The sequence below is a fragment of the Aquabacterium sp. UBA2148 genome (genome assembly GCF_002328915.1).
Classification (GTDB): Bacteria; Pseudomonadota; Gammaproteobacteria; order Burkholderiales; family Burkholderiaceae_C; genus Aquabacterium; species Aquabacterium parvum.
On sequence record NZ_DCXA01000056.1, the window covers coordinates 1 to 13,421 of the forward strand.

The following is a 13,421-nucleotide window of genomic DNA, read 5'->3' on the forward strand; positions in this document are numbered from 1 at the left end:
TACGAAGCACTCGCCGATGCGCTCAGCAGCGCCGACAACGATGCTGCGCTCAAGGACTTGGACCGTTTCCTCAAGCGCTGGTACAAAGACCTCAGCGGCACAGGTTGGCACGACAGCCACAAGCCCAATGAAAATGGCGACCAGGGTGGGTATCACGGCTACTGGAGCTTTGAAGCCGGTGCCGCCGTGATCTTGCTGGGCATCGAGGATGACAGCAGCTTGCACAAGTACCTGTACTACCCAAAGGACTTGGTCGCATGGTGTCGAGAGCATTGCAGCCTATCTGAACCGGACGGGTCCCAGGGTATCCGGCTGCGCTGTGAAGCCGACCAACCCTGCCCCCGCGACGGCGAATGGGAAACCCCCGCCCAAGCCAACAGCCGTCGCCGTTTCACGCAAGGCGAGGTGATGCCCAGCGTCGCAGCAGACTACGGTCAAACCATCTGGCAATGGGTTGGGGACTGATCGCCCCCTCCATCAACGCTGCACGCAAGGTATCGGCTCATGAACGAGTCCGTTCAGCGAAATCCCGCGAAGAGATATCGCTCGCCCGCAAGCCCTGGCTAGCCTGAACATGCTTCTCTATCAAAACCCCCGAACGCGACTTTATGGGTGCTTCGATGACCATGGGCGTCTGGCCATCCCTGCCAGCTTTCATGACATCGGGCCGTTCTCTGAAAACGGTCTGGCAGCAACGCGCCTTGAGTCGTCCGGCACGCGTGCGATGGGCTACATCGATCAATCAGGAAGGGTGGCGATCCCAGCCCGCTTTTTTAGTGCTGGGATTTTTGGCTCCAACGGCCTGGCGCCAGTTAGCAGTGAGGATCATGGCTATCGCTATGGCTACATCAATTCGAGTGGGCGACTCTGTATTCGTCCGCGATATGGCGCGGCACGAGCGTTCGATGACCATGGCTTCGCCGTTGTCCAGGAGGGCCATTCCGGGGGGCACGGGTGCATTGATCAGAAAGGGCGATGGATCATCCCGCCGGAGTTTGAGTTCATCGGGGAGTTCGCCTCAAATGGGCTTGCGATTGCAAAAAAACTCGGTCAGGAGCGTCGAGTGGTCATCAATCGACAGGGGGTTGTCGTGCTTCGCCCTCGCTACAAGAGGGTGCAATCGTTTGACGAAGCGGGGCTGTCCTTGGTCCCTCACTCGTGCGGTTGTTATGGCTTCATGAACGAGAAGGGACAGTTGGTCATCCCGGCGCGATTCAAGCACGCGACTTCGTTTTCCTGTGGCCGCGCGAGGGTCGAGATAGACGGACGGTGGGGGTTCATCGACCGTGAGGGGCGGGTGGTGATCGAACCTACGCACGCGGATGCGACATCATTTGTCATGCCCGGCTTGGCTGCGGTGGCCAATGAGCAGGGCCTGTGGGGTTGCATTGACCCTCAGGGGCGATTGGTGATCGATCAACTGTACGCCGACATCGACCCGTCGCTTGATGGCGAGGCCTTGTTCGTCAAGCGCCCGGATGGTCGACGGGGATACCTTGGTTACGATGGCCGTTGGTTGTGCGACTACCTTTGGGATGAGCGGCGGAAGAAGGGTTCGGTGACTCGGTGACGGGTCGAAAGGGACCCTATGCAAGCGCGGTGCCTGCGATGCTGATTGTCAGCTGAATGATCGACCAGCAGGGCGTTAACGTGAAGTCCAACCTCCCGCGATGTCAATCCTCGACGATGTTCTGAGCGAATGATGATGATTGAACTGTTGCCTCAGCAGCAATGGGCTGTTCAGAAGCGTGAGCCTCTTCAAAAATACAAAGACTATTTGTCTGTCGTTGAGGATAACGTCTCAGGCATTCCCATAGCCACTGCATCGCTCCAACATGGAATGGACTCGCGGGCGGATGCCATGCGCGCGGCGGAGTCCAGGGGGCTGGATGCCAACCAGATCATCATCTTCAGCTACTCAGCAGGTGTTGGCGTTGGCGAGTTGGCTCGCTTGATTGCTCCAGCTGTGGAGTTCTGGGAGGAATACGCTGGGTACCATTTGGATTTCCACGCCAGCGAGGAGTGCGATGGCCACAAGGTGCCTCACATCGACCTCTGCGACAAAGATTACTGGGAGGCACTGCAGCTGATCTCGTTTTCTATCCTCCTTGGGCGACCCGAATTGCTGGGCCGCATCATGGGCCTGCTGGCTTATGAAAACGACGACCAAGATGCCTTGCTGGAAGACTTGGTTGCGCCGTACCTGCCAGGTCGTTCGGGTTCGGCCGTTTACACACGTCAGCTTCCGTACCGCAAGACCAAGAAGATCTTCGCCGCCAAGCCTGACAAACGCGCCGCGTTAATGGGCCAGTACCTGGATGAGTGGTACGAAGCCAGTCGCCGAGAGCCTTACCACGACCGCCACAAGTCCAGCTATTTCCCAGGCTACTGGTCTTTGGAGGCCGCAGCCATCACGTACATACTGAACATCGACGACCGCAGCTACCGAGACAAGAAGTTCTACCCAAGAGATTTGGTCGATTACGCACGAACCCATGGCAAGCGTCCGACCGCTGACGGCAAGCTCATGGATGCGACGGGTGGGCGTTGCGAGTCGGGCCAACCATGTCCTCGCGAGGGATGGTGGGAGGCGCCGGCCAAGGCGGATAGCAAGCGCTTGTTCAAGCTGGGCGAAGTCATGCCTGATCTGGGTGCTGACTACGGTCAAACCATTTGGCAATGGGTTGGGGACTGATCGACTTGGACATCAAGAGCCCGGCCAGGCATGGGCGGGCCGGTCGGGCCGAACGAGCGTTTCGTCAACCCGCAGCCGCACCCGGACCCCATGTACGCCTGGGGCACGACCCAGGACGACTCGTTGATAAACATGTGGCTTTACCAGCATCACACTTGCTCTGATTTGATTGACCTGGATCCAGGCTCGGGTCGCTGGCGACATGTGCTTGATGAGGAGAAGCCGAAAGGCAAATTGCTGGCTGATCTGCCAGTGCAAGGCAGTTACCTCGAAGAGAATGGCAAGCGGTACTTCAAGTACTGGACCGACGACGGGCGCTTCGTGTTCTCGACATCGGACGGTTGTGGCATTGACATCTGTCGCAAGCACGCTGATGGTCGGATCGAGATCTTGGTGCCCGGTTTGCATTGCGACATCGCTCCCGCCAGGCTTTCGGATGGCCGTCTGCGTCCCGGCCACAGCGACGTGAGCTTGAAAGATGGCGCGGGCACGACGTTGTGCGCATTGACCTATCACTCGGCTTATTACGCGCGCCTGTTCAACAGCGACATCACGGCAGCTGCCATGGTGCAGGACCTGTCCGATTGGGATTTCTTTGTCGCCTTGAAAGGAGGCATCGAGATCTTCGCCGAGCGTGCAAACTCGGGGCGTGTGCAGTTGGTCGTTAATGCCGATCAACGCAAGCGGTGAAGCCGAGGACAGGATTCGACATGCAGTTTCATGAAAAAAGGCGGCAACAGTTTTTGGGTGAAAGACACTTCATCAACGACACGGCGGCGTCAATCGATGGGATTGAGTACTTCTCGAACAATGCGTCAGGCGTAGGTGATACGTTGGACGAAAGGTGGATGTGGTCGCGGCACACTGTTGCCCACTACCAGTTCCAGAGCTTGTGTTTGCGCTACACCGCAGGCGAACCGATAGAACCCTTGCGCGGCGATCTGGAGAGCGTCGTTGCCGCCTTTGAGCGATATGCCGAGTTGTTGTGGCAGCACAAGGCCGACCGAAACGAGCCAGCCTTTGACTTCGTCGTTCTGGATGACTACTTCCAGCTGATGCAGTTGGTCGGGTTGTGCTTCTTGCTGCACCGACGCGATCTCTTGCCCAGGTTGGCTGCCATGCAAGATGGCGTAGATGCCATTGGTCAGCCGGGTCAGGGGATGGGCGGCGCTGACTGGGTGTTCGAGGAGTTCATGTCACTCGCTGTGGGTCCGGACAGCCGGTACGAAAGCGAGACGATTCACTGGAACAAGCCTTACGAAGCACTCGCCGATGCGCTCAGCAGCGCCGACAACGATGCTGCGCTCAAGGACTTGGACCGTTTCCTCAAGCGCTGGTACAAAGACCTCAGCGGCACAGCTTGGCACGACAGCCACAAGCCCAATGAAAATGGCGACCAGGGTGGGTATCACGGTTACTGGAGCTTTGAAGCCGGTGCCGCCGTGATCTTGCTTGGCATCGAAGACGACAGCAGCTTGCACAAGTACCTGTACTACCCAAAGGACTTGGTCGCATGGTGTCGAGAGCATCGCAGCCTATCTGAACCGGAGGGAGGCCAGGGCATCCGACTGCGCTGTGATGCCGGTCAACCCTGCCCACGCGAAGGCGAATGGGAGACCCCCGCCCAAGCCAACAGTCGCCGCCGCTTCAAACAAGGTGAGTTGATGCCCAGCGTCGCAGCCGACTACGGTCAAACCATCTGGCAATGGGTTGGGGGCTGATCGACGGCGCTACCCGATGGCATTCTGATTGAGTGGTCATGATTGAAATTTTTCAGCAGGACCAATGGCAGTCGATGCGACGTGAGCCATTGCAAAAGTACAAGGATTACGTTCATGTGACCTCCAATGCGATTGAAAGCATCGAGGAGGTCGCCGCCACGTTGGCCAATGCCGCGCTTTTGTCCACCAGGACAAAAGGTGAAGTCATGTTTGGCGCGCGGTTGCCCGGTGAAGCTGTGTTGGAGCTGTTGACGTACGGCTACTCCGCTGGCGCTTCTGTTGGATCGATGGCGGCATTGATCGCTCCCGCGATTGATCATTGGGATTGCTTCGCGAAGCATCACGTTGATTTCCATAAGAGCGACGAATGTGACGGTCACAGGGTGCCGCACATTGACCTCTACGATAAAACCTACTGGGAAGCGCTTCAACTGGTCTGCTACGCCATCCTCCTTGGGCGACCCGAATTGCTGGGCCGCATCATGGACCTGCTAGCTTATGAAAACGACGACCAAGATGCCTTGCTGGAAGACTTGGTTGCGCCGTACCTGCCAGGTCGTCCGGCTTCGGCCGTTTACACACGTCAGCTTCCGTACCGCAAGACCAAGAAGATCTTCGCTGCCAAGCCTGACAAACGCGCCGCGTTAATGGGCCAGTACCTGGATGAGTGGTACGAAGCCAGTCGCCGAGAGCCTTACCACGACCGCCACAAGTCCAGTTATTTCCCAGGCTACTGGTCTTTGGAGGCCGCAGCCATCACATACATCCTGGACATCGACGACAGCAGCTACCGAGACAAGAAGTTCTACCCAAGAGATTTGGTCGATTACGCACGAACCCATGGCAAGCGTCCGACCGCTGACGGCAAGATCATGGATGCAATGGGTGGTTGATTGATCGATGCACACGGCTTGTCGAGCATCTTCTGGGCTGCGTCCAGTAGACGTCAACCGCTAATACTTTCCCCAGTCATACAGCCGAGCAACTCCGATGTGCCCTTCGGGTAGCTTGCGCAGCCAGCGAGCCATCTGGTTCTTGATCGACATGACGCCGCGCTTGATCTCATCCTCAGTCCACGGACAGTTGTTGGCCACCAGCCGATCAATCTCCATCTTGCTCGTGGGCGGCAGGGGGCTGAGTCGCTTGGCGCACGCTTTTGCGTTCGAGCCGTTGAACATCATCAGGTTGAAAGGCTGAATGACCTTGCATTCGTCAGCCGGCAGCAGGGAGATGCTGGTGCGGCAGAACACTGCCCACGCAGGGCCGCTCAGCCCGGTCGAGTCGGCGTCGAAGACATCTGTCTCCCATTCGGGCTCGGGGGTGAGTTGCATCCACTCATAGGGGTAGCGTGCAGGGTTGGGGGGCCAGCGGTGGGCGGCTGTGAGCGTGGACAGGCGAAGGTAGTCGCTCATGTTGGTTGGCCCATGGTGGGAGGCACAGTCAAGTTTGGCGACATCCAGCACCTATGGAGCTCGTCAAGGGCCACTTCGATCCACTCGACCTCCTCTTCGCTGAGCGCCTCAAAGGCCTTGCCAATGTTCGCTTTCGAGTAGGGCTCGCCCAGGCGTTTGCGAATCCGCTGGTTGTTGCCCTCTACTTTCATCAAGATGCGTTTGGCTCTGATGCCATCTGGCTCGATGCACAGCTGGAAATCAAAAGAGAACGAGGCCAGTCCTGCGAAGATGCGACTCAGGCTGATGCTGAGCTTGTCCGGGTACACAGTGAAATACAGGAAGTCTTCGGGTGAGAATGCAGACCCGAAGCAATCCAGCGACTTGCCATCGGGTTGGCCGTGCAGGGCCAACACTCGGTTCATCCATTGGATGTCACGTTGTTTCATGCGCGGATCATGGGTGCAAAGAAGCGAGTCGATTTGCGTCAAAGCGTAAAACATCCAATGAGGCGATCACCCTTGATTGACGACTCTATTCACGTGCGCACCTCCGACCCGCTGTGTGCAGGCGTCCATGGCGCGTGTGCCCGTCTCACGGGCCCGAGCTGGCGTCGCAGAGCAGCCCTGTGCGGGATCGCTGTCTCGATGATGTTCTTTGCTGCAGGTTGCGCATCGAATCGGTTCAAGCCCGCCGTGGGGCACCAAGTGAGCACGGAAGAGGTTTCTTCTGTCCTCATCTCGGGTGATGGCTCGCAACTGGTGGCCCTCACCCCGAGGCGGCACTTTGTGTTTCAGGCGCCGGCAAGGTTGTCGGCAGCTTTGCGTTCTCGCTTCCACCCTCGTTTGAGCGGTGACTTTGGTGTGGTGTCGATCGAGCCCGACGCAAGCGTTTCTGTCCGCGTGACCTTGAGCATGCCGGCAGGGGGCCCCGAAGAGTGGCGGGAAGCTCAGGCCATGGGGTTCAACACAAAGTACGGTGACCCATCCACCTGGGAGCTCGATGTGGGGTTGATGAGGGGCGTGGTCTACAAGGCCAACGGCGTGACGTTGACCCCTGAGGCATTGAAGCTGAACCGGACCTACCAAATCAAAGTGGCCGCAACCGGTGCAGGGCTTCGTTACCGGGACTTGCCTTCGCCCGTGCGCATGATCGGGGAGGGCGCGTTGGGCCTGGTTTTGGCCCCGCTGGCCATTGTGGCCACGCCTTTGGTGCTCATTCTCATGCCCAAGGGCGTGGGAGTTGGGCCGTGACGGCCTGTCTAGGATCGTTCTGCTTGGTTGACATGAAGCACTGCGTTTCACGCGCATGCCTGGCTGCGATGAGCTGCTGGCCCTTTGTCGGGCGAGCTGATCCCGTTGTCCTGCCCGGCTCGGCTTCTCAAGCCGTGGACTGGGGGGCGTGGCTATTGGAAATCCTCGCCATCGTGCTGATCGGCAAGTTCCTGTTCCTCCTGGCGGGGCTGGTGTTCGTCTTGCTGCACCTCGCGTTGCTGTCGATGCTCATCTGGGGCGTGGTTCGCAAACGATTCTGGCGGGCAGGGCTGGTGTCCTGTTCTGCTGTGCTGCTGCTTTGCTATGGGGGGCTGTTTGCATGGGGCGAGGCCGCGACGCAACGCAAGGCTTCGTCCGACTGGGCGGGCGTCGAGCGAGGGCTGTTCATCGAGCTGCACCCGCTCAAGGCGAGGTGGGAAGCGTTCGCCACGCCCGAGGTCGATCCCTGGCTGCCCGCTCCGACCGACATGGAAACCCTGGTGGCCGAGTTGACCTTGTCTGCCGACGATGTGGCTCGCCTGGCACGGTTGCCTCGAAGGGTGCTTGAGGACTCCGAGGCCCAGCTGATCGTGGCACCCAACAGCGCTCGGCCTTGGCTTGGGCGGGCCAACAAGGCGTTGTTGTCACGCTTGTCTTCGCATGCCGATCAGGCTGCACTGGATGGCGCCGATTGCAGGGTCATCGGGGTGCGCGGTCGTGTCTCGAGAGAGGACAAGGACGCGTTCATCTGTCGACAGGGCGATCAGGCTTTGCTGCATGTGGTGCTGTCCCGGTACCCTTGAGCCGATGGGGCATGATGTCGGCCATGCTTGACCTGCTCGCCTACGCCCTGCTGTTGCTCGCGCTCGTGCTGTTGTTCACCCGCGAGGTGATTGCTCCGGCTTCGGGCAACGATTGCGACCGCCGGTGGCTGTTGATGTCGACCACCTTGGGGGTGGTCACGGTGGCGATCGCGATGGGCCTGGGGTGGGCCTTTCGCGATGGCATCCGCCTGAACGCCTGGTGGCCTGTGCCGGCTGACTGGCCTGACCTGGTGGTGGGCACGCTGAGCTTTTTGCTCACGAGCTTCGTCTTTTACTGGTGGCACCGACTGACCCACTTCTCGGACGCCTTGTGGCGTTGGGTGCATCAGCTGCACCACAGCGCCAAACGCATCGAGGCGCTCACCGCGTTCTTCGCGCACCCTTTGGACTCGGCTGCTGCGGTGATGATCGGCAGCCTTTGCAGCTACCTGGTGCTGGGGGCCTCGCCGTTGGCTGCGGCGTGGTCGCTGCTGCTGACGGGGCTGTTCGACATGTTCCTGCACGGGGACATGCGCACGCCGCATTGGGTGGGGTGGCTCATTCAGCGGCCCGAGATGCACCGCGTGCACCACGCGCATGGACACCACGCACAGAACTACGGGCTGCCCATCTGGGATGCGCTGTTCGGCACCTACCTCAACCCGAGGGGTTGGGTCGATCGGTGTGGGTTCGACGACGACAAGTCGGCTCGGATTCAGGACATGCTGCTGGGAAGAGACGTGCACCGGACTTGAGCTTGGGGCGCCCGCCAAGCATGCCAGTGTGCACCCCGCCCGAGAGCTGGCTTGTGGGCTGAGACGCACAGTCTGGCCGCAGCGGGATCGCGCGCAGTTTGGCCCTCGCTGCGGCCTTGACGACGTCGGACAAGGGAGCCTTGCGCGGCGCAGCACCTCGATGCTCGCTTGGCTCAGCAGGTCCGTGAGGTCCTTTCGTACCACCGTCGAGTCGTCGATCAGCGTAAACCAGTTCCAGCTGGGGTGATGGCCCCAAAACCCGCGTGTGGAGGTCGGGGGACTAAAATCCAGTCCATGACCCCTCCCGCCGCCCGCCCCCCCGTCGAACGCCGCCCCTACACCCGCGCCGCGCAACTCCCCGAGATCATGCGCCAGCGCATCGTGGTGCTCGACGGCGCCATGGGCACCATGATCCAGCGCTACAAGCTGACCGAGGCCGACTACCGCGGCACGCGTTTCGCCGAGCACGGCAAAGACCTCAAGGGCAACAACGAGCTGCTGCAGCTGACCAAGCCGGAGGTCATCCGCGAGATCCACGAGCAGTACCTGGCTGCGGGCGCGGACATCATCGAGACCAACACCTTCGGTGCCACCACCGTCGCGCAGGACGACTACGAGCTGCCCGAGCTGGCCATCGAGATGAACCTGGTGGCCGCGCGCATGGCCCGCGAGGCCTGCGACAAGTACAGCACCCCGGACAAGCCGCGCTTTGCAGCCGGCGCCATCGGTCCCACGCCCAAAACGGCCAGCATCAGCCCCGACGTGAACGACCCGGGTGCGCGCAACGTCGACTTCGATACCCTGCGCCAGGCCTACTACGAGCAGGCCAAGGCCCTGATGGACGGCGGCTGCGACGTCTTCCTGGTCGAGACCATTTTCGACACGCTCAACGCCAAGGCGGCCATCTTCGCCATCGATGAGCTGTTCGAGGACACCGGCGAGCGCCTGCCCATCATCATCTCGGGCACGGTGACCGACGCCTCCGGCCGCATCTTGTCAGGCCAGACGGTGAGCGCCTTCTGGCACTCGGTGCGCCACGCCCACCCGCTGGCCATCGGCCTGAATTGCGCCCTGGGCGCCACGCTGATGCGCCCCTACGTGGAAGAGCTGGCCAAGATCGCCGGCGACACCTTCATCAGCTGCTACCCCAACGCCGGCCTGCCCAACCCGATGAGCGACACGGGCTTTGACGAGACGCCCGAGATCACCGGCGCCCTGGTCGAAGAGTTTGCCAAGTCGGGCTTTTTGAACATCGCGGGGGGCTGCTGTGGCACCACGCCCGATCACATCGCCGAAATTGCTCGGCGCGTGGGTGGCTGGAAGCCGCGCTGCCTGCACGATGGCCAGGCCACCGGCTTTTTCAGCCAGCTCTCACGCGTGTGAGCCCCTGACCTTGAACTGGTCCACCACCTGCGCCAACTCCTGGGCCTGCACCTTCAGTGACTCGGCTGCGGCAGCGCTCTGCTCCACCAGCGCGGCGTTCTGTTGCGTGCCTTGATCCAGCACGGACACGGCCTGGTTCACTTGTTTGATGCCGTCGTTCTGCTCCGAAGCGGCATTGCTGATGGCCTGGATCAGGTCGGACACCTTTTCGACCTTGTCGACGATGTCGTTCATCGCCACCCCGGCGTCGCCCACCAGGGACGCGCCATTGCCCACGCGGGTCACGCTGTCGCTGATCAGGTTGCGGATCTGTTTGGCGGCTTCGCTGCTGCGTTGAGCCAGGTTGCGAACCTCGGCGGCCACCACTGCGAAGCCTTTGCCCTGCTCGCCGGCGCGTGCCGCTTCCACGGCCGCATTCAACGCCAGGATGTTGGTCTGAAAGGCGATGCCATCGATGGTGCCGATGATCTCCGAGATCCGCTTGGAGCTCTCGGTGATGTCGTTCATGGTGGCAACCACCTGTCCCACCAGAACGCCGCCGTGGCGCGCGGACTCGCTGGCCTCGACGGCAATGGCGCTCACGTCCGTCGCCGTCTGGGCGCTGTTCTGCACACTGGCCGTCATCTGCTCCATGGCGGCGGCCGTTTGCTGAAGGCTCGACGACTGGGCTTCGGTTCGACGAGACAGGTCGTTGTTGCCCGAGGCGATTTCAGCGCTGCTGCTGCGGATGCGGTCGCTGCCACTGCGCACCCGGGTCACCATGTCGGACAAACCACTGCGCATGGCGTCCAGCGAGTTCAGCAAGCGGCCGATCTCGTCGTTGCGCTGCGATTGGATGCTTTGGGACAGGTCGCCTTCGGCCACGGCTCGGGCCAGGCGCGCGGCATCGTTCAGTGGCTCGATGATGGTGCGCGGCAAGGACCACGCGAGGTAGCCAGACACCGCAATCGCCACAACTGAAATGACCGCCAACAAGGCTGCATCGGTTTTCGCCTGGGCATCGGAGTTCGCAACCGAGTCCTTGGAGCGGCTGCGGCTCAGCGCACCCAGCGCGTTGATGGTCTCGTCGAGCCGCGCCAGCAGCGGCATGCACTCCTGGTTCATGCGGGCCGTTGCTTCGGCGATCTGACCCTTGGCGGCTGTGTCGACGATGGCAAGTGCCACGGCACCGTATTGCTTTTCGATGTCGGCCAACTCAGCAAGCAGGCGAGCCTCTTGCGCAGACGGCTGGTCTTGCTGGTTCAACTGCGCCAGTTTGCGGTGCGCCTCTTGCACCTCTGCATGGGCCTTCACGGCTGCTTGCTGGGCTTTGGCGCGCTCTTGCGGATTCGCCGCGAGCACCATGTTCCGGGCGGCGATCGCGCGGGTGCCCGATGCAGAGTGGATGTCGTCGACCAGGGTGGTCTTGGCTTCCACCAGCTCGACGTGGCGGCCGAAGGTGTGGTGCGATTGTCGTAGCAGCCAAAGCGACGTCAGCGCCACGGCAAGCAGGGCGAATGCCAGCAGCGCGAAGCCGCCCACCAGGCGTGCTTTGACGGAGAGTTGGTTCATGGTGCTGTCCGGTTGGTAGAGCTGGTTGCGGAGCCGGTCAGGGCGGGATCGGCTTCAGTTTTCGGATGACCACGGCAATGGCGTTTTCGGACGCGCTGCCTTGGACTTGTGGCGCAAAACGGATTCAAAGCCGGGTCGGCCGCCTGCGCTGATGCTGTTGAGCAAGCCCGCGACATCTGGCTCGGCCATGGATTGGAGCTCGGGGCGCATGCGCTTGACCACCACCGCCAGGTGCCCCGGGTTGACGAACTGGTGGGTGGCATGGACCAGCAGCAGCGCGGCGTAGAGGTCTGGCACGCGCGTGCAGATCAGCTCGATGCGACGCACCACGTCTGCAGGCCGGATCGGGCTGCCAGGGAGCAGCCAGTCGACTTCGGTGTCAGCGACGATGGGGTTTGCCATGCGAAGAACCCAGTTTGGTGGTGGCGGTTGACCATCTCCCCAGGTCACCGACCAGGGGCAGTGTCAAACGTGCTTCAACTCTTCGGTCGGCTGATCAGCAACCTGAACAGGCCGCGTTTAAAGGTGCCTGCGCGCAGCGTGAACAAGTCACGCCATGCGCATCCAATTCGGGCTCAAATCGCCTTTTTCTAGATGTGCGTCAAGAAACAAGGGCCTCTCAGGCGTACGGGTCCTCGAAACCCAGCGCCGCCAGGATCTCGCGCTCCCGCGCTTCCATGGCCTCGGCTTCTTTCTTCTTCATGTGGTCCCAGCCCTGTGCGTGCAGGGTGCCGTGCACCAGCATGTGCGCGTAATGGGCTTCCAGGCTCTTGCCCTGCTCCTGGGCTTCCTGCTCGATCACGGGGGCGCAGATGATCAGGTCGGCCATCACCACCGGCTCTTGCGCGTAGTCGAAGGTCAGCACGTTGGTGGCGTAGTCCTTCTTGCGGAAGTCGCGGTTCAGGGCCTGGCCCTCCTCGGCGTCGACCAGGCGCACGGCGATCTCGGCATCGGCCTCGAGCGCGGCCTTGATCCAGCGCGCCACCTTGTGGCGGGCCAGGGTGTCTTTGTGGCGCTTGTCGGCGAATTGCAGGCTCAGGGACAGGGTGGGCTTCATGGGGCGGTCTTGCGTGGGGGGCGGCGACGAGCGGGCTCGGCGGTCGGCTCGTCTGGAGGGGGGAGCGGCGCAGCTGGTGAGCCTGGGCGTGCATCGGCCGGCGAGCCGGCCTGATCGGCGTCGTAAGCCGCCACGATGCGGGCGACCAGTGGGTGGCGCACCACGTCGGAGGTGTCAAAGCGCGTGAACGCCACGCCCTTGACCCGTTTGAGGATGCGCTCGGCCTCGATCAGGCCCGAGCGCGCGCCGCGCGGCAGGTCGATCTGGCTGACGTCGCCGGTCACCACCGCGCGCGAGCCAAAGCCGATGCGCGTGAGGAACATCTTCATCTGCTCGGGCGTGGTGTTCTGCGCTTCGTCCAGGATGATGAAGGCGTGGTTGAGCGTGCGCCCGCGCATGAAGGCCAGCGGGGCGATCTCGATCAGGCCCTTCTCGAAGGCCTTGGTGACGCGGTCGAAGCCCATGAGGTCGTACAGCGCGTCGTAGAGCGGGCGCAGGTAGGGGTCGACCTTTTGCGTCAGGTCGCCGGGCAGAAAGCCCAGGCGCTCACCCGCCTCGACCGCCGGGCGGGTCAGGATGATGCGCTGCACGGCGCTGCGCTCGAGCGCGTCGACCGCGCAGGCCACCGCCAGGAAGGTCTTGCCGGTGCCTGCGGGGCCGATCCCCAGGGTCAGGTCGTGGGCCAGGATCTGCTGCAGGTACTTGACCTGGTTGGGCGTGCGGCCCTGCAAGTCGGCGCGGCGGGTGTGCAGGGTGGGGCCGTGGGCGCCACCTTCGTCACCTGCTCCCGGATCGGCCGGTGGCAGGTCGTC

16 protein-coding genes are annotated in these 13,421 nt (G+C 61.8%); 10 read left to right on the forward strand and 6 right to left on the reverse strand.

The genetic code is table 11. The features are described from left to right. The 6 genes from B2W70_RS03150 to B2W70_RS03175 all read left to right on the forward strand — a co-directional run. Nucleotides 1-465: PoNe immunity protein domain-containing protein (locus B2W70_RS03150; protein WP_286742761.1), on the forward strand; the 465-nt coding region annotated here is incomplete at its 5' end. 109 nt (nucleotides 466-574) lie between these two features. Then, nucleotides 575-1,570 carry a WG repeat-containing protein gene (locus B2W70_RS03155; protein ID WP_286742763.1) on the forward strand — a complete coding sequence of 332 codons (996 nt, stop codon included), beginning with the start codon at nucleotides 575-577 and terminating at the stop codon, nucleotides 1,568-1,570. Between the two features lie 135 nt (nucleotides 1,571-1,705). Then, on the forward strand, nucleotides 1,706-2,695 hold the full coding sequence (locus tag B2W70_RS03160; RefSeq protein ID WP_286742765.1) for a PoNe immunity protein domain-containing protein: 990 nt from the start codon (nucleotides 1,706-1,708) through the stop codon (nucleotides 2,693-2,695). A 30-nt stretch (nucleotides 2,696-2,725) separates the two neighbouring features. Beyond that, nucleotides 2,726-3,385: a hypothetical protein gene (locus tag B2W70_RS03165; RefSeq protein WP_286742767.1), complete on the forward strand. Its 660-nt coding sequence runs from the start codon at nucleotides 2,726-2,728 to the stop codon at nucleotides 3,383-3,385. 20 nt (nucleotides 3,386-3,405) lie between these two features. Continuing rightward, nucleotides 3,406-4,416 (forward strand): PoNe immunity protein domain-containing protein, encoded by a 1,011-nt coding sequence (locus tag B2W70_RS03170; protein WP_286742769.1) that lies wholly within the window; start codon nucleotides 3,406-3,408, stop codon nucleotides 4,414-4,416. Nucleotides 4,417-4,454: 38 nt separating this feature from the next. Further along, nucleotides 4,455-5,309 (forward strand): PoNe immunity protein domain-containing protein, encoded by an 855-nt coding sequence (locus B2W70_RS03175; RefSeq protein WP_286742770.1) that lies wholly within the window; start codon nucleotides 4,455-4,457, stop codon nucleotides 5,307-5,309. Nucleotides 5,310-5,369: 60 nt separating this feature from the next. Here B2W70_RS03175 and B2W70_RS03180 read toward each other — a convergent pair whose 3' ends face one another. Together B2W70_RS03180 and B2W70_RS03185 are read right to left on the reverse strand one after the other, a co-directional pair. Beyond that, complete coding sequence (locus B2W70_RS03180; protein WP_286742772.1) at nucleotides 5,370-5,747, reverse strand: hypothetical protein; 378 nt, start codon at nucleotides 5,745-5,747, stop codon at nucleotides 5,370-5,372. Between the two features lie 77 nt (nucleotides 5,748-5,824). Beyond that, the gene (locus B2W70_RS03185) at nucleotides 5,825-6,232 is read right to left on the reverse strand and encodes a hypothetical protein (protein ID WP_286742773.1); all 408 of its coding nucleotides are present in this window, start codon (nucleotides 6,230-6,232) and stop codon (nucleotides 5,825-5,827) included. A 3-nt stretch (nucleotides 6,233-6,235) separates the two neighbouring features. On the opposite strand from B2W70_RS03185, the gene B2W70_RS03190 reads away from it, so the two are divergent. The 4 genes from B2W70_RS03190 (at nucleotide 6,236) to B2W70_RS03205 (ending at nucleotide 10,001) form a co-directional block, all read left to right on the forward strand. After that, a complete protein-coding gene (locus B2W70_RS03190; RefSeq protein WP_286742774.1) occupies nucleotides 6,236-7,060 on the forward strand; it encodes a hypothetical protein in 825 nt (274 codons plus the stop codon). Nucleotides 7,061-7,194: 134 nt separating this feature from the next. Further along, complete coding sequence (locus B2W70_RS03195; protein ID WP_286742777.1) at nucleotides 7,195-7,863, forward strand: hypothetical protein; 669 nt, start codon at nucleotides 7,195-7,197, stop codon at nucleotides 7,861-7,863. Nucleotides 7,864-7,886: 23 nt separating this feature from the next. Beyond that, nucleotides 7,887-8,618 carry a sterol desaturase family protein gene (locus tag B2W70_RS03200; RefSeq protein ID WP_286742780.1) on the forward strand — a complete coding sequence of 244 codons (732 nt, stop codon included), beginning with the start codon at nucleotides 7,887-7,889 and terminating at the stop codon, nucleotides 8,616-8,618. Between the two features lie 294 nt (nucleotides 8,619-8,912). Next, entirely contained in the window at nucleotides 8,913-10,001 is a 1,089-nt protein-coding gene (locus tag B2W70_RS03205) for a homocysteine S-methyltransferase family protein (RefSeq protein WP_286742783.1), read from the forward strand. On the opposite strand, the gene B2W70_RS03210 is transcribed toward B2W70_RS03205, so the two are convergent. The 4 genes from B2W70_RS03210 to B2W70_RS03225 form a co-directional block, all read right to left on the reverse strand. Continuing rightward, nucleotides 9,990-11,552 (reverse strand): methyl-accepting chemotaxis protein, encoded by a 1,563-nt coding sequence (locus B2W70_RS03210; protein WP_286742785.1) that lies wholly within the window; start codon nucleotides 11,550-11,552, stop codon nucleotides 9,990-9,992. The two genes, B2W70_RS03205 and B2W70_RS03210, sit on opposite strands and share 12 nt — an antisense overlap. Before the next feature lie 54 nt (nucleotides 11,553-11,606). Further along, nucleotides 11,607-11,954: a hypothetical protein gene (locus B2W70_RS03215; RefSeq protein ID WP_286742787.1), complete on the reverse strand. Its 348-nt coding sequence runs from the start codon at nucleotides 11,952-11,954 to the stop codon at nucleotides 11,607-11,609. Nucleotides 11,955-12,171: 217 nt separating this feature from the next. After that, nucleotides 12,172-12,609 (reverse strand): rRNA maturation RNase YbeY, encoded by a 438-nt coding sequence (gene ybeY, locus B2W70_RS03220; protein WP_058087669.1) that lies wholly within the window; start codon nucleotides 12,607-12,609, stop codon nucleotides 12,172-12,174. Next, nucleotides 12,606-13,421, reverse strand: an 816-nt coding sequence (locus tag B2W70_RS03225; protein WP_286742790.1) for a PhoH family protein, incomplete at its 5' end; no start/stop codon positions are given. The genes ybeY and B2W70_RS03225, both read right to left, overlap by 4 nt.

Bases quoted from the DNA above. Each gene is read 5' to 3' on its own strand.
- ybeY (WP_058087669.1), bottom strand. From the start codon at position 12,609: ATGAAGCCCACCCTGTCCCTGAGCCTGCAATTCGCCGACAAGCGCCAC.
- B2W70_RS03155 (WP_286742763.1), top strand. From the start codon at position 575: ATGCTTCTCTATCAAAACCCCCGAACGCGACTTTATGGGTGCTTCGAT.
- B2W70_RS03205 (WP_286742783.1), top strand. From the start codon at position 8,913: ATGACCCCTCCCGCCGCCCGCCCCCCCGTCGAACGCCGCCCCTACACC.
- B2W70_RS03165 (WP_286742767.1), top strand. From the start codon at position 2,726: ATGGGCGGGCCGGTCGGGCCGAACGAGCGTTTCGTCAACCCGCAGCCG.
- B2W70_RS03170 (WP_286742769.1), top strand. From the start codon at position 3,406: ATGCAGTTTCATGAAAAAAGGCGGCAACAGTTTTTGGGTGAAAGACAC.
- B2W70_RS03160 (WP_286742765.1), top strand. From the start codon at position 1,706: ATGATTGAACTGTTGCCTCAGCAGCAATGGGCTGTTCAGAAGCGTGAG.
- B2W70_RS03215 (WP_286742787.1), bottom strand. From the start codon at position 11,954: ATGGCAAACCCCATCGTCGCTGACACCGAAGTCGACTGGCTGCTCCCT.
- B2W70_RS03210 (WP_286742785.1), bottom strand. From the start codon at position 11,552: ATGAACCAACTCTCCGTCAAAGCACGCCTGGTGGGCGGCTTCGCGCTG.
- B2W70_RS03200 (WP_286742780.1), top strand. From the start codon at position 7,887: ATGCTTGACCTGCTCGCCTACGCCCTGCTGTTGCTCGCGCTCGTGCTG.
- B2W70_RS03185 (WP_286742773.1), bottom strand. From the start codon at position 6,232: ATGAACCGAGTGTTGGCCCTGCACGGCCAACCCGATGGCAAGTCGCTG.
- B2W70_RS03180 (WP_286742772.1), bottom strand. From the start codon at position 5,747: ATGCAACTCACCCCCGAGCCCGAATGGGAGACAGATGTCTTCGACGCC.
- B2W70_RS03175 (WP_286742770.1), top strand. From the start codon at position 4,455: ATGATTGAAATTTTTCAGCAGGACCAATGGCAGTCGATGCGACGTGAG.